This is a genomic window from Aliivibrio fischeri ATCC 7744 = JCM 18803 = DSM 507, from assembly GCF_023983475.1.
GTDB classification, from domain to species: domain Bacteria; phylum Pseudomonadota; class Gammaproteobacteria; order Enterobacterales; family Vibrionaceae; genus Aliivibrio; species Aliivibrio fischeri.
Genome location: NZ_CP092712.1, coordinates 2,523,321 through 2,547,855 on the forward strand (window position 1 = coordinate 2,523,321; position 24,535 = coordinate 2,547,855).

At 40.4% G+C, this 24,535-nt stretch carries 24 protein-coding genes and 1 other RNA gene; 4 read left to right on the plus strand and 21 right to left on the minus strand.

The features are described from left to right. Position 1: 1 nt before the first annotated feature. The 13 genes from AVFI_RS11550 to rsmI all read right to left on the minus strand — a co-directional run bounded on the left by AVFI_RS11550 (position 2) and on the right by rsmI (position 14,464). Positions 2–772: a cell division protein FtsQ/DivIB gene (locus AVFI_RS11550; protein WP_005420915.1), complete on the minus strand. Its 771-nt coding sequence runs from the start codon at positions 770–772 to the stop codon at positions 2–4. A gap of 206 nt (positions 773–978) precedes the next feature. After that, positions 979–2,442, minus strand: coding sequence for a UDP-N-acetylmuramate--L-alanine ligase (gene murC / locus AVFI_RS11555; RefSeq protein ID WP_017019495.1), 1,464 nt, complete (start codon positions 2,440–2,442; stop codon positions 979–981). Between the two features lie 15 nt (positions 2,443–2,457). After that, positions 2,458–3,522: an undecaprenyldiphospho-muramoylpentapeptide beta-N-acetylglucosaminyltransferase gene (gene murG, locus AVFI_RS11560; RefSeq protein WP_065604427.1), complete on the minus strand. Its 1,065-nt coding sequence runs from the start codon at positions 3,520–3,522 to the stop codon at positions 2,458–2,460. Further along, entirely contained in the window at positions 3,506–4,708 is a 1,203-nt protein-coding gene (ftsW, locus tag AVFI_RS11565) for a cell division protein FtsW (RefSeq protein ID WP_005420920.1), read from the minus strand. Before ftsW ends, murG begins: the two co-directional genes overlap by 17 nt. Before the next feature lie 2 nt (positions 4,709–4,710). Beyond that, a complete protein-coding gene (gene murD / locus AVFI_RS11570) occupies positions 4,711–6,033 on the minus strand; it encodes a UDP-N-acetylmuramoyl-L-alanine--D-glutamate ligase (RefSeq protein ID WP_012533363.1) in 1,323 nt (440 codons plus the stop codon). 1 nt (position 6,034) lies between these two features. Next, positions 6,035–7,117 carry a phospho-N-acetylmuramoyl-pentapeptide-transferase gene (gene mraY / locus AVFI_RS11575; protein ID WP_012533666.1) on the minus strand — a complete coding sequence of 361 codons (1,083 nt, stop codon included), beginning with the start codon at positions 7,115–7,117 and terminating at the stop codon, positions 6,035–6,037. Further along, positions 7,117–8,475 carry a UDP-N-acetylmuramoyl-tripeptide--D-alanyl-D-alanine ligase gene (locus AVFI_RS11580; protein ID WP_054775671.1) on the minus strand — a complete coding sequence of 453 codons (1,359 nt, stop codon included), beginning with the start codon at positions 8,473–8,475 and terminating at the stop codon, positions 7,117–7,119. The genes mraY and AVFI_RS11580 overlap by 1 nt, the downstream gene beginning before the upstream one ends. Beyond that, the gene (murE, locus tag AVFI_RS11585) at positions 8,472–9,953 is read right to left on the minus strand and encodes a UDP-N-acetylmuramoyl-L-alanyl-D-glutamate--2,6-diaminopimelate ligase (protein WP_155663031.1); all 1,482 of its coding nucleotides are present in this window, start codon (positions 9,951–9,953) and stop codon (positions 8,472–8,474) included. Before murE ends, AVFI_RS11580 begins: the two co-directional genes overlap by 4 nt. A gap of 7 nt (positions 9,954–9,960) precedes the next feature. Continuing rightward, the gene (locus AVFI_RS11590; protein ID WP_012533967.1) at positions 9,961–11,700 is read right to left on the minus strand and encodes a peptidoglycan glycosyltransferase FtsI; all 1,740 of its coding nucleotides are present in this window, start codon (positions 11,698–11,700) and stop codon (positions 9,961–9,963) included. Then, positions 11,697–12,023 carry a cell division protein FtsL gene (gene ftsL / locus AVFI_RS11595; RefSeq protein ID WP_005420933.1) on the minus strand — a complete coding sequence of 109 codons (327 nt, stop codon included), beginning with the start codon at positions 12,021–12,023 and terminating at the stop codon, positions 11,697–11,699. The genes AVFI_RS11590 and ftsL overlap by 4 nt, the downstream gene beginning before the upstream one ends. Continuing rightward, complete coding sequence (gene rsmH, locus AVFI_RS11600) at positions 12,020–12,970, minus strand: 16S rRNA (cytosine(1402)-N(4))-methyltransferase RsmH (protein WP_005420935.1); 951 nt, start codon at positions 12,968–12,970, stop codon at positions 12,020–12,022. The genes ftsL and rsmH overlap by 4 nt, the downstream gene beginning before the upstream one ends. Before the next feature lie 165 nt (positions 12,971–13,135). Beyond that, positions 13,136–13,544: RNase P RNA component class A (gene rnpB, locus AVFI_RS11605), an RNA gene on the minus strand. A gap of 56 nt (positions 13,545–13,600) precedes the next feature. Beyond that, positions 13,601–14,464, minus strand: a complete 864-nt coding sequence (gene rsmI / locus AVFI_RS11610) for a 16S rRNA (cytidine(1402)-2'-O)-methyltransferase (RefSeq protein ID WP_054775676.1) — start codon at positions 14,462–14,464, stop codon at positions 13,601–13,603. Between the two features lie 178 nt (positions 14,465–14,642). On the opposite strand from rsmI, the gene AVFI_RS11615 reads away from it, so the two are divergent. The 4 genes from AVFI_RS11615 to AVFI_RS11630 are packed head-to-tail and all read left to right on the plus strand — an operon-like array spanning position 14,643 to position 17,992. Next, a complete protein-coding gene (locus tag AVFI_RS11615; RefSeq protein ID WP_188863589.1) occupies positions 14,643–16,454 on the plus strand; it encodes a penicillin-binding protein activator in 1,812 nt (603 codons plus the stop codon). After that, positions 16,435–16,806 carry a YraN family protein gene (locus AVFI_RS11620; RefSeq protein WP_005420941.1) on the plus strand — a complete coding sequence of 124 codons (372 nt, stop codon included), beginning with the start codon at positions 16,435–16,437 and terminating at the stop codon, positions 16,804–16,806. Before AVFI_RS11615 ends, AVFI_RS11620 begins: the two co-directional genes overlap by 20 nt. Before the next feature lie 3 nt (positions 16,807–16,809). Beyond that, positions 16,810–17,400, plus strand: coding sequence for a phosphoheptose isomerase (locus AVFI_RS11625; RefSeq protein WP_005420943.1), 591 nt, complete (start codon positions 16,810–16,812; stop codon positions 17,398–17,400). Between the two features lie 4 nt (positions 17,401–17,404). Next, entirely contained in the window at positions 17,405–17,992 is a 588-nt protein-coding gene (locus AVFI_RS11630; protein ID WP_005420945.1) for a BON domain-containing protein, read from the plus strand. Between the two features lie 69 nt (positions 17,993–18,061). Here the strand turns inward: AVFI_RS11630 and sspB are convergent, their stop codons facing one another. The 8 genes from sspB to zapE all read right to left on the minus strand — a co-directional run bounded on the left by sspB (position 18,062) and on the right by zapE (position 24,516). After that, positions 18,062–18,526 (minus strand): ClpXP protease specificity-enhancing factor, encoded by a 465-nt coding sequence (gene sspB, locus AVFI_RS11635; protein ID WP_005420947.1) that lies wholly within the window; start codon positions 18,524–18,526, stop codon positions 18,062–18,064. Next, positions 18,526–19,161, minus strand: coding sequence for a stringent starvation protein SspA (gene sspA / locus AVFI_RS11640; RefSeq protein WP_005420949.1), 636 nt, complete (start codon positions 19,159–19,161; stop codon positions 18,526–18,528). The genes sspB and sspA overlap by 1 nt, the downstream gene beginning before the upstream one ends. Positions 19,162–19,303: 142 nt before the next feature. Beyond that, positions 19,304–20,041: a cytochrome c1 gene (locus tag AVFI_RS11645; protein ID WP_012533586.1), complete on the minus strand. Its 738-nt coding sequence runs from the start codon at positions 20,039–20,041 to the stop codon at positions 19,304–19,306. Then, the gene (locus tag AVFI_RS11650; protein WP_005420953.1) at positions 20,038–21,306 is read right to left on the minus strand and encodes a cytochrome b; all 1,269 of its coding nucleotides are present in this window, start codon (positions 21,304–21,306) and stop codon (positions 20,038–20,040) included. Before AVFI_RS11650 ends, AVFI_RS11645 begins: the two co-directional genes overlap by 4 nt. Further along, positions 21,306–21,899, minus strand: a complete 594-nt coding sequence (gene petA, locus AVFI_RS11655; RefSeq protein WP_005420954.1) for a ubiquinol-cytochrome c reductase iron-sulfur subunit — start codon at positions 21,897–21,899, stop codon at positions 21,306–21,308. Before petA ends, AVFI_RS11650 begins: the two co-directional genes overlap by 1 nt. 394 nt (positions 21,900–22,293) lie before the next feature. After that, on the minus strand, positions 22,294–22,686 hold the full coding sequence (gene rpsI / locus AVFI_RS11660) for a 30S ribosomal protein S9 (RefSeq protein WP_005420956.1): 393 nt from the start codon (positions 22,684–22,686) through the stop codon (positions 22,294–22,296). A gap of 15 nt (positions 22,687–22,701) precedes the next feature. Next, the gene (rplM, locus tag AVFI_RS11665) at positions 22,702–23,130 is read right to left on the minus strand and encodes a 50S ribosomal protein L13 (RefSeq protein WP_005420958.1); all 429 of its coding nucleotides are present in this window, start codon (positions 23,128–23,130) and stop codon (positions 22,702–22,704) included. 279 nt (positions 23,131–23,409) lie between these two features. Continuing rightward, entirely contained in the window at positions 23,410–24,516 is a 1,107-nt protein-coding gene (gene zapE / locus AVFI_RS11670) for a cell division protein ZapE (protein ID WP_188863594.1), read from the minus strand. Positions 24,517–24,535: the final 19 nt, after the last annotated feature.

The following is a 24,535-nucleotide window of genomic DNA, read 5'->3' on the forward strand; positions in this document are numbered from 1 at the left end:
GTCAATTCTCTTCTTTATTTTCTACATCATCGGATTTCCATCCAACGGCAGCACCAGTGTCATAACGAAGATCTATATAATCTATCGAATCTTTTTTACTTTCTAATTGTTTATATAAAGCAATAAAACGTTCAACTCGTTCTTCTCTTGAATCACGCCCTAATTCTAAACGGATACCGTTATCAAGAACGACCTGCCAAGATAATCGTTCAGTCAATGCCACGCTATGAACGGTTACATGTATTGGTTCAAATTGCTTTTGTAATTGGTGCCAAAAATCGAGTACATCTTTACTGCTGGTTTCAGGGCCAAATAACGCAGGTTTAGGTTCGCGTAAATCACTCATAGGCGCATTAAAAACAACACCTTCTGGATTAACGATAACTCGATTATTCCATGTTGCTTCTGGCTGATGCTCAACAACAAAAACCTTAATAGTTTCAGGCCACTGTTTACGTACTGATACTTGGGCTATCCAAGGCAAAGATAATAAAGCATCTTGCAGTTTATTCACATCTTGCGTCATAAAAGTGCCGATGGAATCCATAGAATCTATTGCTTCACGGATATCATCAGCCGTAATATGCTTCAACTGCCCTTGAATAATCATATGTGATAATGGCAATCGGTCCTCATCTGTCATCCAACTTATCGTCGAAATAACCAACCAAAGTGAAGTAATCACGACTAAAGAAAGAAAAATAGCACCTGGTAGATGTTTTCTTACTTTTTCTTTATCAAATGAAGTATTCATTTTGACAGCTTTAATCATATTAACGTCACAACAATGCCAAAAATAATGTCATATCAATCAATTTAACCAATAAAAATAGAGATATAACATTTCAATTAATTTATATAATAATTATAGGGTGCAAAAACCCTCTATCCAAACTCTGATAGCATATTATTAATACAATGAGGATTCTATCCCATTATTCGTTTTTTTATTAGAAGTTCTAACTAATTAAACAATAATTATCCTAACTTTTTCATTGTTTCAATATTTAATTTCATTGAAGCCAATTGCTTAGCTAATTTACCAACATCTCCAGCGCCTTGCGTCAGGATTAAGTCACCTTCTTGAATTATATTCGCTAAAACAGGTGGTAATGCCTCTATTGTTGGTACAAATACCGGATCTATTTTTCCACGACCACGGATAGTACGACATAACGCTCGCCCATCAGCACCTGCAATTGGCGTTTCACCCGCTGAGTAAACATCAAGCATAATTAATACATCAACATTATCCAATACATTGGCGAAGTCGTCATATAAATCACGAGTTCGGCTATAACGGTGTGGTTGGAAAATCATAACCAGACGCTTTTCAGCCCAGCCTGCACGTGCTGCTTTAATGGTTACGTCAACTTCTGTTGGGTGATGACCATAATCATCTACTAACATTGCTGAGCCATTGCCAGTTTCAAATTCGCCAAGTTGATCGAAACGACGACCCGCACCTTCAAAGTTTAATAGCGCAGTAAGAATAGCTTCATCTTCAACATCTTCTTCTGTTGCTACTGCAATTGCAGCGGTAGCATTCAACGCATTATGTTTGCCAGGGATATTCAAAACAATATCTAAATCAGTACGATCTTTTCTTTGAACCGTAAAGAAACTTTGCTGGCCAACTTGACGATAGTTAATTAAACGTACATCTGCATCATCAGAGAAACCATAAGTAATCACCTGACGGCTCACTTGCGGTAGTAATTCTCGAACAACTGGGTCATCAACACACATTACCGCTTGACCATAAAATGGAAGGTTATGTAAAAAATCGATAAACGTTTGTTTTAACGTTTCAAAATCACCACCATACGTATCCATATGATCTGCTTCGATATTCGTAACAATACTGACCATAGGTTGTAGGTGTAAGAACGAAGCATCACTTTCATCAGCTTCAGCAATTAAGAATCGACTTGAACCTAAACGTGCATTTGTACCTGCGTTTTTAACTAATCCACCATTTACAAATGTTGGATCTAACCCTGCTTCTGAATAAATTTGAGTTGTTAACGCCGTGGTTGTGGTTTTACCATGCGTGCCAGCAACAGCAATACCATGACGGTAACGCATTAACTCAGCTAACATTTCTGCACGACGAATCACTGGAATACGATTTTCTTTCGCCGCTACAATTTCAGGGTTACTTGGATCAATGGCAGTAGATACAACTACAACACTCGCTTTTTCAACATTACTTGCTTGATGCCCAAAGAAAATCTCAGCACCTTTTTGCGCTAAACGAACAGTGACTGTGTTCTCAGCCATATCGGAACCACTGATGTGATAACCTTCATTTAAAAGTACTTCCGCAATACCACTCATTCCTGCGCCACCAATACCAACGAAGTGAATGCACTCAACACGACGCATTTCAGGGATCATGGTTCTTATTTCAGCTAATTGCAGTTTCTGTTCTTTTGTCATTCTTAATCTCAATTCTTATTTAGCGAGGCTTTTTATTGCATTAGCAACACGCACATCAGCATCGATAATTGCTGCGTCTCGAGCATTACATGCCATGTCGAGTAATTGTTTTCGCTCTAAACCGTTCAGTGTATCAACCAATCCCTGAACTGTTAAATCTTGTTGTTCAATCATTTGCGCTGCGCCACATTGTACTAGGTGATCAGCATTCAATGCTTGTTGGCGATCTTTATGCATAAATGGAATAAATATAGAACCAACACCAGCTGCAGATACTTCCGAAACCGTTAATGCACCAGAACGACAAACCAATAAGTCAGCCCACGCATAAGCTTCTGCTACATTATCGATAAACTCTGTCACTTTGGCATCAGCAATACCGTTATCACGATACGCTTGTTCTACTGTTTCTTGTGAGCCTTTACCTGCTTGATGCCAAATTTCAATATCATGGCTTAATTGAGGTAATGCTTCTGGTAGTGTTGTATTTAAAATACGAGCACCTTGACTGCCTCCCATCACTAACAAACGGATAGGGCCAGTTCTCTGTGCAAATCTTTCTTTTGGATGAGGTAATTGACACACATCCTCACGAACAGGGTTCCCTACAACTTCAGCATTAGGAAAAGCACCAGGAAATGCTTGGAACACACGTTTTGCAATTTTAGATAACCATTGATTAGTTAAACCAGCAACCGCATTTTGTTCATGCAATACAACAGGAATACCTGATAACCAAGCAGCGATACCACCTGGACCACTTACATAGCCCCCCATTCCTAGTACCACATCTGGTTGCCATGCTTTAATGTGTTTTTTCGCTTGAGAGATTGCCCCTAAGATTTGAAATGGTGCTGCAATTAACTTTTTAAGTCCTTGCCCACGAAGGCCTTTAACTTTAATAAAATCAATTTCAATACCATGTTTAGGAACTAAATCTGCTTCCATTCGGTCAGCGGTTCCCAACCAACGGATCTCCCATCCTTCACTTTGTAATTGCTTTGCAACAGCAAGACCTGGGAAAACATGACCGCCAGTACCACCAGCCATCACTAATAAACGTTTATTTTTGTTCTTCATTTTCACTCCGAGGAGGCTCATTTTCTAAATAGAGACGACATTCATGATCAATGCGGATGAGTAACGATACGGCAACTGACATGATAATCAAACTGGAACCACCATAACTGATAAGTGGTAGTGTTAAGCCTTTTGTCGGAACAATACCAGCAGCAGCACCAACATTGACTAAGGTTTGAAATGCAAACCAAATCCCAATACCAAATGCTAAAAACCCACCAAAACGTTGATCATGTTGAAGACATTTTCGCCCAATAAGTAATGCTTTTAATACTAAAGCGAAAATTAAAACCAAGATCAGAGTGACGCCAACAAAACCTAACTCTTCAGCAACCACAGCAAATACAAAGTCAGTATGTGCCTCAGGTAGGTACTCTAACTTTTGAATCGAATTACCTAAACCTTCACCAAACCAACTACCACGACCAAATGCCATAAGAGATTGAGTTAGTTGGTAACCACTACCAAATGGGTCTTGCCATGGGTCTAAGAAAGAGGTTACACGACGCATACGATAAGGTTCTGCAATAATCAGAACAATCACTAATGAAATGCCACTCATCACTAAAGCAATAAATTGCCAAAGCTTTGCACCCGCAATAAATAGCATACCGATAGTAGTGACAAACATTACAATCGTGGTACCTAAGTCGGGTTGCAATAATAAGAAAAATGCTAGAGTGATAAGTACGATTAATGGTTTAACAAAACCTTTAAAACTTTCTCTCACTTCACCATGACGGCGAACTAAGTATCCCGAAATAAAAATAAATAGAGAAAGTTTTGCAACTTCGGCTGGCTGCAAGTTGAAGATACCAAGAGGTAACCAACGAGCAGCACCATTTACCGATTTACCAACCAGCAATACTGCAATTAATAATAAGATGGATACAAATAAGAATTTTCCACTGTATTTTAGCCAGGTATCTAATTGGATTCGCAATACAACAGATGAGGCACCAAGAGCCAAACACACAAATAGCATGTGACGAAGCATAAAGTGAAAAGGCTGATCAGTTAAGCGTGTACTAATAGGAAACGACGCAGAACCTACCATGATCAATCCAGTAAGCATTAAACCTAAAGAAATCCATATCAGCTGACGATCGAACATGACTTTAGGTGACGGTGTTAAACACCAATCTTGAATGGAAAAGATCCCTTGTTTAATTCGCTCAAATGCCAAAATTAACTCTCAATTGAATACTGTTTTGCTAACTGGGTGAATGCATCCCCTCTAGCCATAAAATTTGCGTATTGGTCGAAGCTTGCACATGCTGGAGATAGCATCACCATATCGCCTTTATTTAAAGTTGGGTATAGAGTAGCAACGGCTTCATCCATGGTTTCACATAAGAGTGAACGAGGATCAAGTGATACAAATTGATCACCATCTTCACCAAAGCAGTACATCATTAAATTTAAATCATGCAGCGCTGGTGATAATTCTGAAAAATCAGCACCTTTACCTACACCACCAACAAGTAGGTGTAATTTACCTTCAAGCTGTAAACCAGATAAGGCTGCCAATGTACTTGCTACATTTGTCGCTTTTGAATCATTGACCCAGCGAATGCCATTATTATCTGCGACAACTTGGCATCTATGTGTCAATCCATTGTAAGTTCTTAATGTATCTAATGTTGCATCTAAATTGATACCAACGGCATCAAGTAATGCAATTGCAACTAGGCTGTTTGCAATATTGTGCTTTCCGACTAATCCTAATTCATTTGCAGCAAGCAATGACATTGCATCTTTAGCTAAATACTCAATGCCATCTTTTTCAATACAGCCATAATCACCTTGGTCAAACCCAAAGCTTTTTAATGTTTTCTCAACATCAGGGTAAGTTTGTTTATCGTCACGATTAACAATGCATACTTCTGCATGATCAAAGATACGTAGCTTAGCTTGACGATAATCCGCCATGCCTTGATAACGATCCATATGATCTTCAGACAGATTAAGAAAAGCAGCGGCTTTCAGCTTTAATGTGGATGTTGTTTCAAGTTGGAAACTCGAAAGCTCAAGAACATAAAGCTCTGCATCTTGCTCTAATAAATCAAGAGCTGCAAAACCAATATTTCCACCAACGGCTGTTTTTACTCCAGCCGCTTTTGCCATTTCCCCAGTTAGATCGGTCACCGTACTTTTGCCATTCGAGCCAGTGATTGCGATAACAGGCGCATTCACCGCCCAAGCAAATAACTCGATGTCACCAACAATTTGAATTCCTTTATCAATCGCAGGCTTAAGTTGAGGTGACGCTAAGGCGATTCCAGGATTCGTTACAATCAAATCGGCATTAATCAACCAATCTTGCTGCCATCCTCCAGAATGCAGTTCTACATTTTCAGGCAATTGGTCATGGCCTGGCGGTGTATCACGAGTATCAATCACTTTAATTGTTAACGCTTCTGGTTGTCTTAGTAAATGCTTAACAACAGATAAACCTGTCATACCTAAGCCAACTACTACAACATTTTTTACACCACCAAAACCACTCATATTAACGTACCTTCAATGTCGCTAATGCAATAAGAACCAATAACATAGAAATAATCCAGAAACGCACAATAACGCGAGGCTCTGGCCAGCCTTTTAATTCGTAATGGTGATGAATTGGTGCCATACGGAAAATACGCTGACCACGTAGTTTGTATGAACCCACTTGTAAGATCACCGATAACGTTTCAACAACGAATACACCACCCATGATAACCAATAGGAACTCTTGACGAACTAGCACTGCAATCGTACCTAGTGCACCACCAAGAGCCAGTGAGCCTACATCGCCCATAAATACTTGTGCTGGGTATGTGTTGAACCATAAGAAACCAAAACCAGCACCAACAATCGCAGCACACACCACCACTAGCTCACTCGCTAATGGAATATGCGGAATATGTAAGTAGTTTGCGAATTGCACGTTACCTGTTGCCCAAGCGATAAAGGCAAAACCTGCAGCAACAAATACCGTAGGCATGATTGCAAGACCATCAAGACCATCGGTTAAGTTCACCGCATTACTAGTTCCTACGATAACAAAGTAGGTAAGAAGAATATAAGCAAGACCAAGTTGAGGCATGACTTCTTTAAAGAAAGGAACGACTAACTGCGTTGCTGCCGTATCTTTTCCGTAAGCATAAAGAGCAAAAGCGACAACTAACGCAATAGAAGATTGCCAAAAATACTTCCAACGAGCGATTAGACCATCTGTATTTTTACGAACCACTTTACGGTAGTCATCAACAAAACCAACAGCACCATAGCCTAGCAACACAAACATAACAGCCCAAACATAAGGGTTAGTTAAGTCTGCCCACAAGAACACAGTCACACTGATCGCAGTTAAAATCATGATGCCGCCCATGGTTGGGGTACCACGTTTGCTAAAGTGGGATTCAGGACCGTCATCACGTACCACTTGACCGATTTGAAGGTTTTGCAACCAAGCAATCAGTTTTGGTCCCATCCATAAAGAGATCGTTAATGCCGTGATAATGCTTAAGATGGCTCTAAAACTTAAATATTCAAATAAGCGAAAAAATGGAAAATATTGCTCTAGAAAATTGGATAACCAAATAATCATTACTGACACTCCTTAAGAGCTGAAACCACTTCGCTCATTCGTGAACTGTTGGCACCTTTAACTAACACGGTAACCTCATTATGTTTAATTAATTGTAATTCTTTAAGTAAGTAAGCGTTCAAATCAGAACGTGTTTCAAAATGGCGGCCATTACATAGCTCGCTGATCACTTTTGTATCATCGCCAAATGTCACTACTTGCTCAAATTGATATGGGGCAGCATATTCCCCAACTTCACGATGAAGTGCAAGGCTTTCTTCACCTAGCTCAGCCATATTCCCTAAAACAAGCCAACGCTGACCTTTAAATCCACCAAGTAACTCCACTGCGGCTTTCATAGCAGGAACACTGGCATTATAAGTGTCATCGATAACCTTCAATCCAGATGCTAATGTTTCGACTGCAACACGCCCTTTCACACTACCTAACTCTTGTAGCCCTTGTTGAATATCATTTAATGATGAATTCGCTTGAATAGCTAACGCAGCCGCTGCAACGGCATTCGTTACGTTATGCTTACCAATAATCCCTAAAGAAACTTGAATACTTCCTTTAGGCGTATTTAATTGAAAGCTAGGTTCACCAATCGCATTTACTTCAATATTTGATGCATAAAAATCAGCTCTAGAGTCATCCATAGCAAAGCTAACTACTTGTTTACCTTCAAATAGTGATGACCATTTTGGTAAACCATTACTATCTAGATTATAAATAGCAATACCGTTTTCTTTTAGCCCTTCAAAAATCTCGCCTTTCGCTTTTGCTACCCCCTCAATAGAACCAAAACCTTCTAAATGTGCCGCTGCAATATTATTGACCAATGCGACATTAGGTTGCGCTAACTGAGTAGTGTATGAGATTTCATTTTGGTGATTTGCACCCAATTCGATAACGGCAAAATCATTACTTGGTTGAGAACGTAATAACGTTAACGGAACGCCGATCTCATTATTAAGGTTACCTGCGGTTGCTAACACTTCGCCAGAACGAGCTAAAATAGAAGCGAGCATCTCTTTTACTGTGGTTTTGCCACAACTACCCGTTAAGGCAAACGTAAAGGTCTGACAAACTTGATGTACATGTTTCGCTATTAAGCCTAACGCCTTTTGTGTATCAGAAACAATTACTTGAGGAAGTGTCGTATCGACTTCTTTTGATACAAGAAGCGCAGTTGCTCCTTGCTCTTGTACTGCTGGTATAAAATCATGAGCATCAAAGCGTTCACCGATAAGAGCAACAAAAAGCCCTTGTTCATCAATGTGTCGACTGTCTGTTGATACTGACGATATTTGACAATCAGCCCCAACCAAACGCCCATCACACGCTTTTGCTATTTCGCTAAGTAACATAGTTATCATGATTGTAGCCCTAATAATGTTTGTGCGGTTTCACGATCAGAGTAATGAACGGTCTTATCCGCTAACACTTGATAATCTTCATGCCCTTTACCGGCAAGTAAAATGATATCGTTCTCATTTGCTTGAGATAATGCAAACTGACAAGCTTCAAAACGATCATGAATAACATGTGCAGATTCAGAATTTTTTAATCCAGCCAGCATATCATTAGTAATTAAGCTTGGTTCTTCTGAGCGAGGGTTATCATCACTTAAGATAATCACATCTGCTTGTTGCTCAGCAATGCTTGCCATCATTGGTCGTTTCCCTGTATCTCTATCGCCACCACAGCCGAAAATACACCACAACTTACCTTCACAATGAACTCGTAATGCTTGCAACGCTTTATCTAAAGCATCTGGCGTATGCGCATAATCGACAACCACTTTGGCTTTATTATCTGCAGTAAACAACTCCATTCTGCCAATAACTGCATTCAGCTGAGACGCCGTTTGAGCTAAAGCTTGGATGTCATAACCTAAAGAAAGAAGTGTTGCGAAAGCAACGAGAATATTGCTCGCGTTAAATGCTCCAATTAAAGGCACTGAAAAAGCAACATTTCCCCAATCTGAAGAAACGGAAAGTTGAATGCCTTCGGTTGAATAAACAACCGATGTTGCAAATACCTTCTTACCGGAATGAAAAGAGATGTTTTCTTCATTTAAAGAAACCGCGACGGCATGAGGCATCTCTTTTAACCATTGGCAGCCCACTTGGTCATCCGCATTGATGATTGAGTGTTTTGGCCTATGAGAAGTAAAAAGTAACTTTTTAGCTTCAGCATAGTTTTCCATATCACCATGATAATCAAGATGGTCACGGCTTAAGTTAGTAAATACTGCTGCATCAAAAGATAACGCATTAACACGCCCTTGAACTAAACCATGAGACGACACTTCTAACGCCGTCAGTTTGGCTCCGATATTCTCAAGCTCAGTCAGTGTTTGTTGGATTTCAATTGGACTACCAGTGGTGTTCAAGGCTGGCTTAAGATCCGACAGTAAGCCATTACCCGTTGTTCCCATTACGGCAGCAGGTTGATCTAATAATGTCGTCCATTGAGCAATGATCTGAGAAATCGTCGTTTTACCATTAGTACCAGTAATACCGACGAGTTGCATGCTTCTCTTATTCGCTTGATAAAAAGCTCCTGCAATCGCACTTAACTGCGTATAAAGAGAATCAATGTAAACAACAATAGCGTTATTGATAACCTTTACCGTTCCTGCAATATTATCTTCATCAGCGTCAGCAATAACTGCAACAGCACCTTGTTCAATTGCTGATGAAATAAATTGGCGACCATCTACTGCATGGCCTTTAATTGCTACAAATAAACAGCCAGGAGATACTTGGCGACTGTCCAATGTCATAGATGAAATTGCCACAGATTGATTTAACTCGCACCAAGGCAACAGTAATTCAGATAACTGCATCATCACTTTCCTAATTCAATACATCGATATGTTTTACGGTACTTTCATCTGGCGCTACATTTAAAATTTGTAGTGCATCTTTCATTACCTGACCAAAAATCGGTGCCGCAACTTGACCTGCGTAATACTCATCACCTTGTGGTTGGTTCACGATAGTAACTAACGCAATTCGAGGGTTACTAACTGGCGCAACACCAGCTGTCACCGTCATGTATTCATCACTGTAACCACCACGAACCGCTTTTCGTGACGTACCGGTTTTAGCCGCAACTCGGTAGCCAGGTACAGCAGCTCTTGTTGCTGTACCGCCTGGTTGAGTTACGGTTTCCATCATTTCTAATACCGCTTTTGCATGCTGTCGATTAACCACTTGCTTACCCGGTGTTGGTCCAGTAGTTTTCAAAATTGAAAGTGGTCTATATTCACCATAAGCCCCTAATGTGGCATAAGCGTGCGCTAACTGAATTGGCGTAACCGACAGACCATATCCAAAGGCTAATGTGGCGATTTCAAAATCAGACCAACGACGACGATCAGGGAAAATACCTGTCGCTTCACCGATTAGATTTAAGCCTGATGGATCAGCAAGACCAACCGCTGCATACTCAGCTAACAACTCTTGTAAAGGCATTCCCAACGCTAAGTGTGCAACACCGATGTTACTTGATTTCTTCAAGATAGTAGTTAAATCGGCTTTACCCACTTTCGAACTATCACGCACACGACTACCGCCAATACGCATGATGCCATTACCGGTATCAATAATCGTATCTAAGTTCGCAGTTCCACCATCTAGAGCAGCTAATACAACAAAAGGTTTTACTGTAGAGCCCGGTTCTAACGTATCAGTAATGACACGGTTACGCATTCTAAAGCTCTGTAACTGCTCACGATTATTCGGGTTATAAGAAGGAGCATTTACCATTGCAAGTACTTCACCCGTCTTAATATCGATCATCACAACCGAGCCAGACATCGCTCTAAAGTCAGATACTGCTTGTTTAATTGCACGGTAAGCAATCGCCTGTAAACGCTGATCGATACTTAGGGTTAATGGTTTACCTTCTTGTTTCTCTTTTAAAGAAATATTTTCAACCACTCGGCCATAACGGTCTTTACGTACAGTTCTACGTCCCGGCTCACCAGTTAACCAACCATCATAACTACGCTCAACCCCTTCAAGGCCATGACTATCAATACCTGTTACACCAATAACATGGGCACTGATTTCACCAGTTGGGTAATAACGACGTGATTCAGCTTTTAAACCAATACCCGCTAATTTCAGTTTTTTAATATAGGCAGCAACCGCTGGAGATATTTGGCGCTGAAGATAAATAAAACGACGTTTCTTGTTTTTTTCAATTTTAGATATTAACTCTTTACGCTTAAGTCCTAATACATCCGCAAGCGCATACCAACGTTCAATCTCAACCAAACCACCTTCTTTATAGATCGTCACAGGATCAGCCCAAACCGCATCAACAGGCACACTTACAGCAAGCTGTTCATCATTACGATCAGAGATAATACCTCTGGCAGAAGGGAGAGATTTAACACGGATAGAACGCATATCACCTTGCTTAACAAGGTTATCTGGTTCAATAACTTGGATATAAGCGGCTCGCGCAATAAGAATAGCTAAGGCAAGAAAGACAAAGAAAACAATAACGCCAAAGCGCCACTGGATAAAAGTTGGCGGCGCTTTAGTTATACGCTTATTGTTTTTTTTTCTATTTGGTAATTTCATCGTAGTTTTATGATTACTTCTTTATCTGGCGCGGGACGTTCCATATCTAATTCACGAACTGAACGAGATTGAACTCGGCTATGCTCAGCAAGCGCACTTTCTTCTAAAATTAAATTACGCCATTCACCATCTAAGATATCTTTTTCAAGCAATAAGTTTTCACGTTGAACCGTCATTTGACGAGTATTGTGAGTAGCTAATACCACACCGATTGCACTTAAAAAAATACAAATTAATAGAATTGCATGAAGGCGGCCTACACCAAAAATGTCTAGGCCGATAAGTTTTGTAAGACTTGGTTGTGAAGCGGTATTTTTACTCATAAACGCTCAGCAATACGTAAAACAGAACTGCGTGAACGCACATTAACATCCACTTCATTCTTCGTTGGTTTAATCGCTTTACCAACAGGTTTCATTTTTGCACTGCCTAATGCTTTAATTTGTTCTTCTGTTAACGGCAGACCATGAGGTACTTGTGGTCCCTTACTTTCTTTACGAATAAAGTGCTTAACCATACGATCTTCCAATGAGTGGAAGCTGATCACTGATAAACGTCCTTCTGGAGCTAATACATCTAACGCTCCTTTTAAAGCCGTATCAATTTCGTCTAACTCACTGTTGATGTAGATTCGAAATGCTTGGAATGCACGCGTTGCTGGGTGTTTTTTCTCTTTAAAACTCTTAGGTGCAACCTCAGAAATCAATTTAGCTAACTGGCTAGTACGAGTTAGAGGTTCATTTTCTTCATTTTCACGGTAAGCAACGATGCCTTTAGCAATACGCCATGCATGTTTATCTTCACCAAACTCACGGATCACCCAAGTGATATCTTCAACATCCGCTTCTTGTAACCATTGAGATACAGGAATGCCTGATGTTGGATCCATACGCATATCCAATGGGCCATCTTTCATAAAGCTAAAACCACGTTCAGCATCATCTAGTTGTGGAGATGACACACCTAAATCCAGTAATACTCCATCAATTTTTCCTACAAGATCAAGCTCTTCAACATATTGTTTAAGGCCTGAAAATGGACCATGAATGATGGTAAATTTAGGATCAGTAATCGTTTTTGCTTCAGCAATTGCTTGAGGATCACGGTCAATACTGTACAAGCGACCATTCTCACCTAATTGAGATAAGATCTGACGGCTGTGGCCACCACGACCAAACGTACCATCGATGTAGATACCATCAGGTTTGATAGCTAAACCATCAATAGATTCATGAAGAAGAACGGATACGTGTTGGAATTGTTCAGACATAGTGAGTATTTACTACCGTAATTATATGAATAAGCAGTTAAAATTAAGCCAAAGCTTAACCTAAAAATGCAGGAATGTGTGTCAAATTAGTGATAATTCTAAACCAATGTAGCAGAAAGCACAAAGCCCACCATAACACTACCGAAATAGTACTATGGTGGGCTAAGTTAGAGCCGACATATAAGCCGGGTTCTGTCCCGCTTGCGCGGTGGTAACCATTCGTCTAGGCCTGCAATCGCTCACAGGCTCAAGCAATCTACCCGCCCCCAAACACGAGCAATGCTATGCGAGGGCCTATTTGATCTTGCTCCGGGTGGAGTTTACCTTGCAACGATCTATTACTAGACGTCCGGTGCGCTCTTACCGCACCCTTTCACCCTTACCTGTGCTTACTTCCCTACTCCGAAGAATAAAAGAAGATTAAGCCATCGGCGGTTTCCTCTCTGCTGCACTTGTCGTAGGCTTGCGCCCCCCAGGCGTTACCTGGCACCCTGCTCTATGGAGCCCGGACTTTCCTCCCCTCCATCAGTCTCCCTAAGGACATCAATGAAGCAGCGATTACCGAGTCAGCTCATGGGGTGAATGATATAAGAGTCAGTTATAACTTACCACCCCTTTTTCTCAATTCTCTTAATCTAAATGCTCTAAACCCCATTTATATAGCGCATTTTTCTTCACACCATGTATTTCAGCAGCCATTGCCGCTGCTTTTTTAAGCGGAAGTTCTTTTACAAGAATAGAAAGTGAACGCGTTGCTTCGAATGGGAGTTCATCTTTTGCTTCGCTTCTAAAGCCATGGATAAGCAAAACCATCTCTCCACGCTTACGATTATCGTCTTCTTTTATCCATTCAATTAACTCACCTAATGGTGCGCCATAAATCGTTTCATAGGTTTTTGTCAGTTCACGAGCTAATACAACTTGTCGCTCAGGACCAAGAACCGTCAACATATCATCTAATGAATCCATAATACGGTGTGGAGACTCATAGAAAATACAAGTGCGCTCAGCTTGTGCAATCTCTTCAAACTTATCACGACGACCTTTACTTTTGGGAGGGAGGAATCCTTCAAAGCTAAAGCGGTCAGAAGGAAGTCCAGCGGCTGAAAGTGCGGTAATAACGGCACAAGCACCAGGTAATGGCACAACATTTACATTCGCTTGACGACAACGATTGACTAAATGATAACCTGGATCACTGATTAATGGTGTTCCCGCATCTGAGACAAGAGCTATAGATAAGCCCTGCTGCAATTTACTGATCACTAAGTCTGCTTTATGCTGTTCATTATGATCATGCAGCGCAAATGTTTGACTCGCTATACCAAAATGAGACAATAACTTACCAGTATGTCGTGTATCTTCCGCGGCAATAAGGTCAACGGACTTTAAAACCTCGATGGCTCGCTGCGTGATATCCCCTAAATTACCGATTGGTGTAGGAACAATGTACAAAGTTGCAGTATTCACCACAGATAAATTGTGTTCTGTCATTTGTTTACTATCTCTTCTGCGATTAATATAGGGAATAATACCAATCTTACTGAAAAATTGTTTCATAGATTAGGTATTAGACTAAGCAATCACTATAATCAAAAATATATTTTAGCTGTTTGGGTGATGAGCATCCATAGTAACAACAGCCCTTTTTAGTAGGACCAGTATATTACCCATGGCAAATATGACCCCGAGAAAGAACAGTGTAACACGCTTGATTGCTCCTGTAGCCTTAGCCCTAACATTGGCTGCTTGTTCAAGCTCACCAAAAGCACCTGAACGTCTGGATATTACTCAATCTCCAACTGAAACGAGTAATGCATATATTTTAAAAGCAGACCAGCAACAAGGGGCGCTTGAAGCTGATTTCTTAATCATGGCATTAAAAGCAGCAGTACAAGAGCAGAACTTTGATCTTGCAGATAAGCTATTAACACGCCTAGCGACAATGCAACTGTCTCCAGCACAAACCGCAGAAATGCAACTTTCCCATGCCAAAATGCTGAAATCACAAAGCCAGTACGAAGAGGCACTACAAACGCTAAATTTTGAGGCATGGTGGAAGTTAGAAGACAGCCAATGGGTCGAATATCACAAGTTACGTCATGAGTTATATTTACTAAGTGGTGATAATCTAAACTCAGCCCGTGAACTAATTAAATTAGAACCATTCACAGCTGAAGACAAAAAAGCACAACTTTGGACTCAAGTTTGGACAAGTGTTTCTTCACTAAACAGCACAGCTCTTGAAGAAGTAAAACTTGATGAAAGTGAAACTAACTTACATGGTTGGGTGCAGCTTGCAACTTACCTAGATACATTGAAGCATTCACCGATGCGATTACAAGAAGCCTTAAATGAGTGGTTACTTGCAAACCCAACTCATCCAGCAACGACATACACACCTCAAGTTATCTTAGATATTCTTGCTCTTGAGATTGTTCGCCCTGAAAACGTTGCGCTATTACTACCTTTAAGTGGTCGTTTTGGTCCTCAAGGTATTCGTGTACGTGATGGTTTCATTAACGCCATGATGGAAGACAAAGAGCGAGATGAGTTTACCAAACTTAAAATCATCGACACTCAAGCGACATCAATGACAGAAATAATGGCAACCTTAGAAAAAGAAGAAATTCAATTTGTTGTTGGCCCATTAGTTCGTAGTGAGATTGAAGAATTCCAATCTTTAAATACAACGGACATTGCTCAATTAGCACTGAATATTCCAAGTAAAATAAATACTGATATAAACAGTTGTTATTTCACTTTATCGCCAGAACAAGAAGCTGAGCAAGCGGCTGTACACTTATTTAAACAAGGCTTTAAACACCCACTATACCTTGCACCACAAGGCACTATGGGTGAGCGATTAAGCCAAGCGTTCAGTGATAAATGGTTCCAACTAACAGCAAAACGTCCATCAATAAGCTACTTTGGCTCAAAAGCGCAACTACAACAGAAAGTAAACAGCGTTTTTGGTATTGAAAGTAGCCAAGCACGTATCTACCAAATGAACGCATTAGCAAACATGGAATTAGAAGCTCAGCCACGTAGTCGTCGTGACATCGATGCAGTTTACATGGTTGCTAAAAGCAGTGAATTGGTTCTATTAAAACCTTTCATTGAAGTTGCAATTAACCCTGGAATCAAACCACCAAAACTGTATGCAAGCTCTCGTAGTAACAGTGGCCGTCAAACTAAGCTCGTTGAAATTAAAGGCATTGAGTTTAGTGACATTCCATTATTAACAAATGAAAACCACAGTTTTAAAGCGCAATACGATGAGCTGTGGCCAAAAAGTAGCAACGGTGAGACTCGACTTCATGCTCTAGGTATGGACGCTTATCAGTTGGTTGCTGAACTACCTCAAATGAAAGCCGTTGATAATTATCGTATGGAAGGTAAAACAGGCGAACTAAGCCTGAACCAAGAGTGCGTAATCCAACGTAAAATGAGCTGGGCTACTCATGGAGAAGAAACAGAATAAGCGAGCAAAGGGCGAATTTTATGAGTTGATGGCACAACGCTATTTAGAACAACATCAACTCACATTCATTGCCCGAAATTTCCAGTCAAAAACCGGAGAGCTTGATCTCATCATGCGAGATCAAGACTCTTTTGTGTTTGTGGAAGTAAAATACCGTAACACTTCAAATTTCGGTTCTGCGCAAGAAATGGTAACATGGCAAAAACAGCGCAAATTACAACGAACCGCTCTCTTCTGGCTTATGAAGAATAAGCTCTCTGTTGAACATACATCTTTTAGATTTGATGTCGTTGCTATCCATGCTCAAGGTAAGGAAATCAACTGGATCAAAAATGCTATTGTTGAAGGGTAAACAATGCTAGAAAATATCAAAGAAAGCTTTACTGAAAGCATTCAAATCCAAATTGCCGCAGCGGAAGCTCTACCAGATCATATTATGCATGCTTCTCAAGCGATGGTAGCAACTTTGCTAAACGGTAACAAAATTTTATGTTGTGGTAACGGTGGGTCAGCATCAAACGCCCAACAATTTGCCTCTTGCCTATTAAATCGATTTGAAACTGAACGTCCTAGCCTTCCTGCAATGGCTCTTACTGCTGATACCTCAACATTGACGGCAATTGCTAATGATTACAATTACTCTGAAATCTTTTCAAAGCAAGTTCGAGCACTAGGTCAACCTGGCGATATTTTATTAGCCATATCAACAAGCGGAAACAGCCAAGATATCCTAAAAGCAATGGAAGCAGCGGTAAGCCGTGACATGACGATTATTGCCTTAACAGGCATGGATGGTGGCGTTATGGCAGGTTTGCTTGGTGAATCGGATGTTGAGATTCGCATTCCTTCCCACCGTGTCGCGCGCATTCAAGAAGTACACCTATTAACATTGCATTGTATTTGTGATCTTGTTGATCAGGTCCTTTTCCCACAACACACCGAGTAATAATATGAAATTAGTGAAATTAAGTGCTTTACTGCTTTCTGCGGTATTACTGCAAGGTTGTGCTGGCTTGTTCATTGCTGGCGCTGCAACAACTGCGTCTGTTGTAACAGATAACCGCACAGTTAAAGAGCAACTATCAGACAAAAACCTCTCTTTAGAAGCAACAGGGCTTGCGAATAAAGCGCCTTACCAATACAACATGCGAGTAAACGCGGTTACTTATGATGGTAAAGTGCTGTTAATGGGACAAGCAAAAGATGCTCAAATGAATCAAGAGTTTGAGAAAAAAATAAAAGACATGAAAGGGGTTAACACAGTTTATAACCAAATTAGAGTTCGCCCACTACTCACTTTTACTCAAATCAATAACGACAGCTGGATCACGACAAAAGTGAAATCGTCACTGCTCGCTAAAAGTGAATTAAACGGGATCAAAATCAGTGTATTTACTGAAGCTCAAGAAGTGTTCTTAGTTGGCTTTGTAACAGAAGAACAAGGCAATATTGCAGCAGACGTTGCTCGTAATATCAAGGGTGTAAAAGGCGTAATTAAAGCGTTTGAATACGGCCAAGGTGGCAGTGTCGAGCAATAGTTAAAACCAAAGCACAATAAAAAAGCCTACATTTCTGTAGGCTTTTTAGTAGGATTCAATTGTTGCACTTTACTTAACGACTCTTAAGCTCGGACGACCACTTGGACGCGGAGGTTCAGGCTCATCATCTGATGACGTATTATCTTCAGAAACAGCATTTAAATTTGTTTCTTCTTCGAAAATACCTTCATCATCTGTCATCTCATACGCTTCTTCTGGTTCAAACATGGTTCCTGCACCGTTTTCACGAGCATAAATAGCTTGAATTGCGTATAAAGGTAAAATGATTGAATGTGGGCGACCACTGAAACGTGCGTTAAATGTCACGGCTTCATTACCCATCTCCAAGTTACCAACAGAGTGTGGTGCTACGTTTAAAACGATTTGACCATCTTGAACAAACTCTTCTGGCACTCGAACACCATTCATTGTTGCATCAACAACAAGATGAGGCGTCAACTCGTTATCTACGATCCATTCATAAAATGCTCGTAACAAATAAGGGCGACGCGGCATCATTGAACGAATATCCATTAGTTAGTTAAACGTAGTTCACGTTCTGCTTCTGTTAGAGAAGCTAGGAATGAATCACGCTCAAATACTCGGTTCATGTATACTTTTAATTCTTTAGCGCCAGGGCCTGATAATTCAATACCCATAGATGGCAAACGCCATAATAACGGAGCTAAGTAACAATCCACTAAGCTAAACTCATCACTCATGAAGTATGTGTATTCAGCAAAGATTGGACCTAACATTAGTAGGTCATTGCGTAGCTTGTTACGTGCAGCTTCAGATTCTTCGAATGAACCTTTAACTACTTTCTCAGCTAGTGAGTACCAGTTTGTCTCAACACGGTGCATCATTAGACGGCTGTTACCACGAGCTACAGGGTAAACAGGCATCAATGGTGGATGAGGAAAACGCTCATCTAAGTATTCCATGATGATGTTAGAGTTGTATAGAGCAAGCTCACGATCAACTAGTGTAGGTACAGTTTTGTAAGGGTTTAATTCTACAAGTTCTGCAGGTAAGTTGGATGGATCAACCAATTCAACTTCAACACTTACTCCTTTCTCAGCAAGTACGATACGTACTTGATGACTGTACATGTCAGAAGCGTCTGAAAAAAGCGTCATTACTGAGCGTTTGTTGGCAGCAACAGCCATTGAGCCCTCCGGTATTTATCTAGGAGCAAAAGCACCACACTTAGGGTGCCGTCATCTATTATTGTTATTAAAATAATAGTGACACAAAAACAATGGAGGCTAAGCCTCCATTGCGTACAATTAACGATCTAGAATATCACGATTAGTGGACATCACGCCAATATTCTTTCTTAAGTAAATAAGAAACAAAGGCAAATATCACTAAAAAGCCCATAACCCACCAACCCAAACGATGACGTTCAAGTTTTACAGGATCACCTGAATATTCTAAAAAGTTGACCAAATCGCGAACTGCCATATCGTATTCGCCAGAGCTAAGCTCTCCAGTACCATCTGACTCAACACCAACAACAGCTTTATGCTCAACACCATCAACAATAGTTGTCTCATAAACTGGTGTAGTTACCCCTTGCAGCTCTTGAAGAACATGAGGCATACCAACACTTGGGAATACCATGTTATTCACACCAAATGGACGAGTTGGATCGGCATAAAAAGTACGTAAATAGGTATATAACCAATCAGTACCTCGAACGCGAGCAACAAGCGTTAAATCTGGTGGTGGAGCACCAAACCAGCCTGCGGCTTGCTTTTCAGGTATTGCACTCTTCATTAGGTCACCGATCTTCGCATCAGGATTAAATACTAGGTTTTCCATCATCAAATCTGGTGGAATGCCTAGATCTTCTGCAACACGGTTATAGCGCTGGTATTGTGTTGAGTGACAACCCGCACAATAGTTCATAAAGATCTTGGCACCATTTTGTAGAGATGCTTGATCGCTAATATCATTATTCGCTTTATCTAATGGTACATTTGCACCTGCTGCCATCGCCATTGACGGCAACAAAGCAAAAAGCACTAAAATCAACTTTTTCATTTGAATGTCACCCTCTCTGGTAATGGTTTTGTGGCTTCATTTTTGCTGTAAATAAACAGAATAACGAAGAACATAAAGTACATCAGACTAAAGATTTGAGCTAACAGCGTATAAGTTGGTGTTGCAGGTAATGCACCTAATACACCTAATGCAATAAAGCTGATAGTAAATTGGATAATATTCAATAAATGTAACTTACTACGGTAACGATAAGAGCGAACCTTACAACGGTCTAACCATGGAAGTAAGAACAACACGACAATCGATGCCCCCATTGCTACTACCCCTAATAATTTATCAGGAACCGCACGCAAAATTGCATAGAATGGTGTGAAATACCAAACAGGCGCAATGTGCTCAGGTGTTTTTAATGGGTTTGCTGCTTCAAAGTTAGGCGGCTCAAGGAAGTAACCTCCCATTTCAGGGTTAAAGAACAACACGTAACAGAAGAAAAATAAGAAACCAGCCACACCAATCATATCTTTAACCGTTCCATAAGGATGGAAAGGCACTGAATCAATGATGTTATATTTACTTGTGTAATATTCGTGGAACTTAAACTGTGTTTTATGCTCACCTTTATCGTCTTTTGCTTTTGGTAGCTTAGTTTCAATACCATCAGGGTTATTAGAACCAACCTCATGCAGAGCTAAAATATGAAGAACAACTAAAAGTAACAAAACAATTGGTAGTGCAATAACATGAAGCGCAAAGAAGCGATTTAGTGTCGCCCCCGAAATAACATAATCACCACGGATCCAAAGTGTAAGATCATCACCAATAACAGGAATTGCACCAAACAAAGAAATGATTACTTGAGCTCCCCAATAAGACATCTGCCCCCACGGTAATAAGTACCCCATGAATGCTTCAGCCATTAAAACTAAGAAGATCAACATACCAAATAACCACAACAGTTCACGCGGCTTTTGGTAAGAACCATAAATCAGACCACGGAACATATGCAGATAAACAACAACAAAAAAGGCAGACGCCCCAGTTGAGTGCATATAACGAAGTAACCATCCATAATCAACATCACGCATGATGTATTCAACAGAGGCAAATGCTCCTTCTCCAGAAGGAACGTAATTCATTGTTAACCAAATACCAGTTACGATCTGATTAACTAAAACCAACATGGCCAAAGAGCCAAAGAAATACCAAAAGTTAAAGTTTTTTGGCATTGGGTACTCAGATAAATGCTTTTTATATGCATTCATCGCAGGCAGACGCTTTTCTACCCAATCAAGTAACGGTTGCATTAGGCTTCCCCTCCTTCATCAACCCCAACTAGGATACGAGTATCACTAAGGTACATGTGCTTAGGAACAACAAGATTCAAAGGTGCAGGTACACCTTGGAATACTCGACCAGCCATATCAAATTTAGAACCATGACATGGGCAGAAGAAACCAGAATTAACCCCTTCAACTTGTTCACTAAAACTGTCAGGTAAATAGGTAGGTGAACAGCCAAGGTGAGTACAGATGCCAACGGCTAAAAAGATTTCTGGCTTAATTGAGCGATATGCATTTTGGGCATATTCAGGTTGTTGTTCTTCTCCAGAAGACGGGTCTCGAAGTTGACCCTCAATCTCAGTTAATGATTGTAAAAGTGCTTCTGAACGACGAACGACCCATACAGGCTTTCCTCGCCACTCAACACGAACCATTTGCCCATCCTCGAGCTTACTGATATCGACTTCAACCGGAGCACCAGCAGCTTTCGCTTTTGCACTCGGGTTCCAAGATTTAATAAAAGGTACGGCCACCGCAGCAGCTCCTAGCCCACCAACAACAGCTGTTGTGGCGGTTAAGAAACGACGTCGACCATTACTCACTGGCGCATTGCTCATCCAACTTTCTCCCATTTGCTCTATGCGGTTTTTATTATGTCCATACATTTACGAGCTACGGCTAACTTTCAATGGTGTGATACAACAGAACTTTACTATTCCAAACGCTCTAAAGAGGCTCAAAATTAATTCATATATTATTAGGCTGCTGTTTTAACCCATAAATGATAAAGAAAACCTTACTTTTTGACAAGATAAAGCTACTTTTTTGCAACATTTGTGAGATATGTAGAGTTTTTGTAGTGAGATTGGAGAAAGGATAAAAAAAGAGAAAGGAATTCAAGACTTAAAAATGTTTTAAGCTCACAAAAACAACAAAAGCCCAGCATAAATGCTGGGCTTTTGACCACAATACCAAAGGAGCTTTGAAACAAAACTCCTTGGAAGCGTAAAATTAACGCTTAGAGAATTGTGGTTTACGACGTGCTTTACGTAGACCAACTTTCTTACGTTCAACGCAACGTGCGTCACGAGTAACGTAGCCAGCTGCGCGTAGTGCAGGACGTAGTGATTCATCGTATTGCATTAGAGCACGTGTGATACCGTGACGGATCGCACCAGCTTGACCAGAAATACCACCACCAGAAACAGTGATGTATAGGTCTAGTTTATCAGTCATTTCAACTAGCTCTAGAGGTTGGTTAACAACCATACGTGCTGTTGGACGACCGAAGTAAACTTCAAGGCTGCGCTTGTTGATTACGATGTTGCCAGTACCCGGTTTGATGAAAACACGAGCTGCTGAGCTTTTACGGCGACCAGTGCCGTAGTATTGATTCTCTGCCATTGCCATAATCCTCGATTAAATGTCTAGTACTTGTGGTTGTTGAGCAGTGTGGTTATGCTCAGCGCCAGCGTAAACTTTAAGTTTACGGTACATAGCACGACCAAGAGGACCACGTGGAAGCATACCTTTAACAGCTAATTCAATAACCATTTCAGGTTTACGATCGATCAGTTTCTCGAAAGAAATAGATTTTAGACCGCCTGGGAATTCAGAGTGACGGTAGTAGATCTTGTCAGATGCTTTCTTACCAGTTACTCGTACTTTCTCAGCGTTGATAACGATGATGTAATCACCAGTATCTACGTGAGGAGTGTATTCTGCTTTATGCTTACCGCGTAGGCGAGATGCGATTTCAGTTGCGATACGACCAAGAGTTTTACCTTCAGCGTCTACAACATACCAGTCACGCTTTACAGCGGCTGGTTTAGCAACGAAAGTTTTCATGCTAATGATACCCGTTATTAAATAATTTCACTGATTAGGAGCTTTCGCTCCCACTGTATATTTTTGAGCCCAGTCATCACCCCTTCGAGTGGTTGGCACTCTTGGCAATTAAGCCAGTACAGTAACGGTGGGTCGGAGGATTATAGAGAAGCATGAAGAAAAAATCACCTTTTTTTTGAAGATATTTCACATATCGGTCAAAAAGTTTAAAAAAAACGAGTTTTGAGCTTCATCACAGTAAATGAAGCTCTTAAATCATCAAAAAATGACTCTCTTTTATTAAGATAAATGTTCTTTTGCTAGATACTCATGACTTTGCATTTCAATCAACCTTGACTGACAACGTTTAAATTCAAACGTTAGACGACCTTTTTGATATATAGAGGCTAAATCTGTCTCTGCAGAGATGATTAATTTTACATTTCGCTCATAAAACTCATCAACCATAGCGATAAATCGGCGAGCCGCATCATCATTTAGCTCCCCCATGATTTTCACATTAGATAGCAAGACCGTATGATACAAGCGGGAGAGCTCAATATAATCATGCTGACTACGAGCACTTTCACATAGAGATGCAAAGTCAAAATGAACCACCCCATCCCCTTCGGCTTTTACCTCTAAGAGACGATGATTAATTTCTATTTGAGTCGATTTGTAATCGCAACCAGAAACTAACTGTAAGAAGTAACCTTTCATATTCGTTTCAGCATCGCTATCTAATGGGTAGTGATATATTTCTGCCTGCTCTAGCGTTCTAAGGCGATAATCAACACCACTATCCACATTGATAATGTCACAATGTTGCTCAATTAGAGAAATAGCAGGTAAAAAACGAGCTCGCTGTAGCCCATTACGATATAAGTCTTGAGGCAATATATTCGACGTAGCGACTAACGTTATCCCTCTATCAAATAAAGCCTCCAATAAAGTTGCTAAGATCATCGCATCAGTAATATCTGAAACAAAAAACTCATCAAAGCAGATAATGTCGGTTTCTTGTTTAAATTTATCAGCAACAATAAGCAAAGGATCAGACTGCTGTTTTAATTCTCCTAGCTCATCATGAACTCGCTGCATAAAACGATGAAAATGAACTCGCATTTTTCTTTGGGTGGGTAATGCATCATAAAAGGTATCAACTAAATAGGTTTTACCCCGACCGACCCCACCCCAAAAATACAAGCCTTTTTCGGGAATTAACTTTGGTGGTTCTGCTTTTATAAAAAAGTGTTTCCAGGATCTTTTTACTGGTTGTTGAGGAACTTTTAATTCTAAAAAACGTCGATATAAATCATCAAGATGTTCTACAGCATTTTGTTGAGCGCTATCATGCATAAACCCCTCTTGATTGAGGTCTTGCTGATATTTTTCTAATGGTGTCATCACTTTTAATCTTTTCTTT

Coding starts and splice junctions, on each gene's coding strand:
- AVFI_RS11550 (WP_005420915.1), bottom strand. CDS start 772: ATGATTAAAGCTGTCAAAATGAATACTTCATTTGATAAAGAAAAAGTA.
- murC (WP_017019495.1), bottom strand. CDS start 2,442: ATGACAAAAGAACAGAAACTGCAATTAGCTGAAATAAGAACCATGATC.
- murG (WP_065604427.1), bottom strand. CDS start 3,522: ATGAAGAACAAAAATAAACGTTTATTAGTGATGGCTGGTGGTACTGGC.
- murD (WP_012533363.1), bottom strand. CDS start 6,033: ATGAGTGGTTTTGGTGGTGTAAAAAATGTTGTAGTAGTTGGCTTAGGT.
- mraY (WP_012533666.1), bottom strand. CDS start 7,117: ATGATTATTTGGTTATCCAATTTTCTAGAGCAATATTTTCCATTTTTT.
- AVFI_RS11580 (WP_054775671.1), bottom strand. CDS start 8,475: ATGATAACTATGTTACTTAGCGAAATAGCAAAAGCGTGTGATGGGCGT.
- murE (WP_155663031.1), bottom strand. CDS start 9,953: ATGATGCAGTTATCTGAATTACTGTTGCCTTGGTGCGAGTTAAATCAA.
- AVFI_RS11590 (WP_012533967.1), bottom strand. CDS start 11,700: ATGAAATTACCAAATAGAAAAAAAAACAATAAGCGTATAACTAAAGCG.
- ftsL (WP_005420933.1), bottom strand. CDS start 12,023: ATGAGTAAAAATACCGCTTCACAACCAAGTCTTACAAAACTTATCGGC.
- rsmH (WP_005420935.1), bottom strand. CDS start 12,970: ATGTCTGAACAATTCCAACACGTATCCGTTCTTCTTCATGAATCTATT.
- rsmI (WP_054775676.1), bottom strand. CDS start 14,464: ATGACAGAACACAATTTATCTGTGGTGAATACTGCAACTTTGTACATT.
- AVFI_RS11615 (WP_188863589.1), top strand. CDS start 14,643: ATGGCAAATATGACCCCGAGAAAGAACAGTGTAACACGCTTGATTGCT.
- AVFI_RS11620 (WP_005420941.1), top strand. CDS start 16,435: ATGGAGAAGAAACAGAATAAGCGAGCAAAGGGCGAATTTTATGAGTTG.
- AVFI_RS11625 (WP_005420943.1), top strand. CDS start 16,810: ATGCTAGAAAATATCAAAGAAAGCTTTACTGAAAGCATTCAAATCCAA.
- AVFI_RS11630 (WP_005420945.1), top strand. CDS start 17,405: ATGAAATTAGTGAAATTAAGTGCTTTACTGCTTTCTGCGGTATTACTG.
- sspB (WP_005420947.1), bottom strand. CDS start 18,526: ATGGATATTCGTTCAATGATGCCGCGTCGCCCTTATTTGTTACGAGCA.
- sspA (WP_005420949.1), bottom strand. CDS start 19,161: ATGGCTGTTGCTGCCAACAAACGCTCAGTAATGACGCTTTTTTCAGAC.
- AVFI_RS11645 (WP_012533586.1), bottom strand. CDS start 20,041: ATGAAAAAGTTGATTTTAGTGCTTTTTGCTTTGTTGCCGTCAATGGCG.
- AVFI_RS11650 (WP_005420953.1), bottom strand. CDS start 21,306: ATGCAACCGTTACTTGATTGGGTAGAAAAGCGTCTGCCTGCGATGAAT.
- petA (WP_005420954.1), bottom strand. CDS start 21,899: ATGAGCAATGCGCCAGTGAGTAATGGTCGACGTCGTTTCTTAACCGCC.
- rpsI (WP_005420956.1), bottom strand. CDS start 22,686: ATGGCAGAGAATCAATACTACGGCACTGGTCGCCGTAAAAGCTCAGCA.
- rplM (WP_005420958.1), bottom strand. CDS start 23,130: ATGAAAACTTTCGTTGCTAAACCAGCCGCTGTAAAGCGTGACTGGTAT.
- zapE (WP_188863594.1), bottom strand. CDS start 24,516: ATGACACCATTAGAAAAATATCAGCAAGACCTCAATCAAGAGGGGTTT.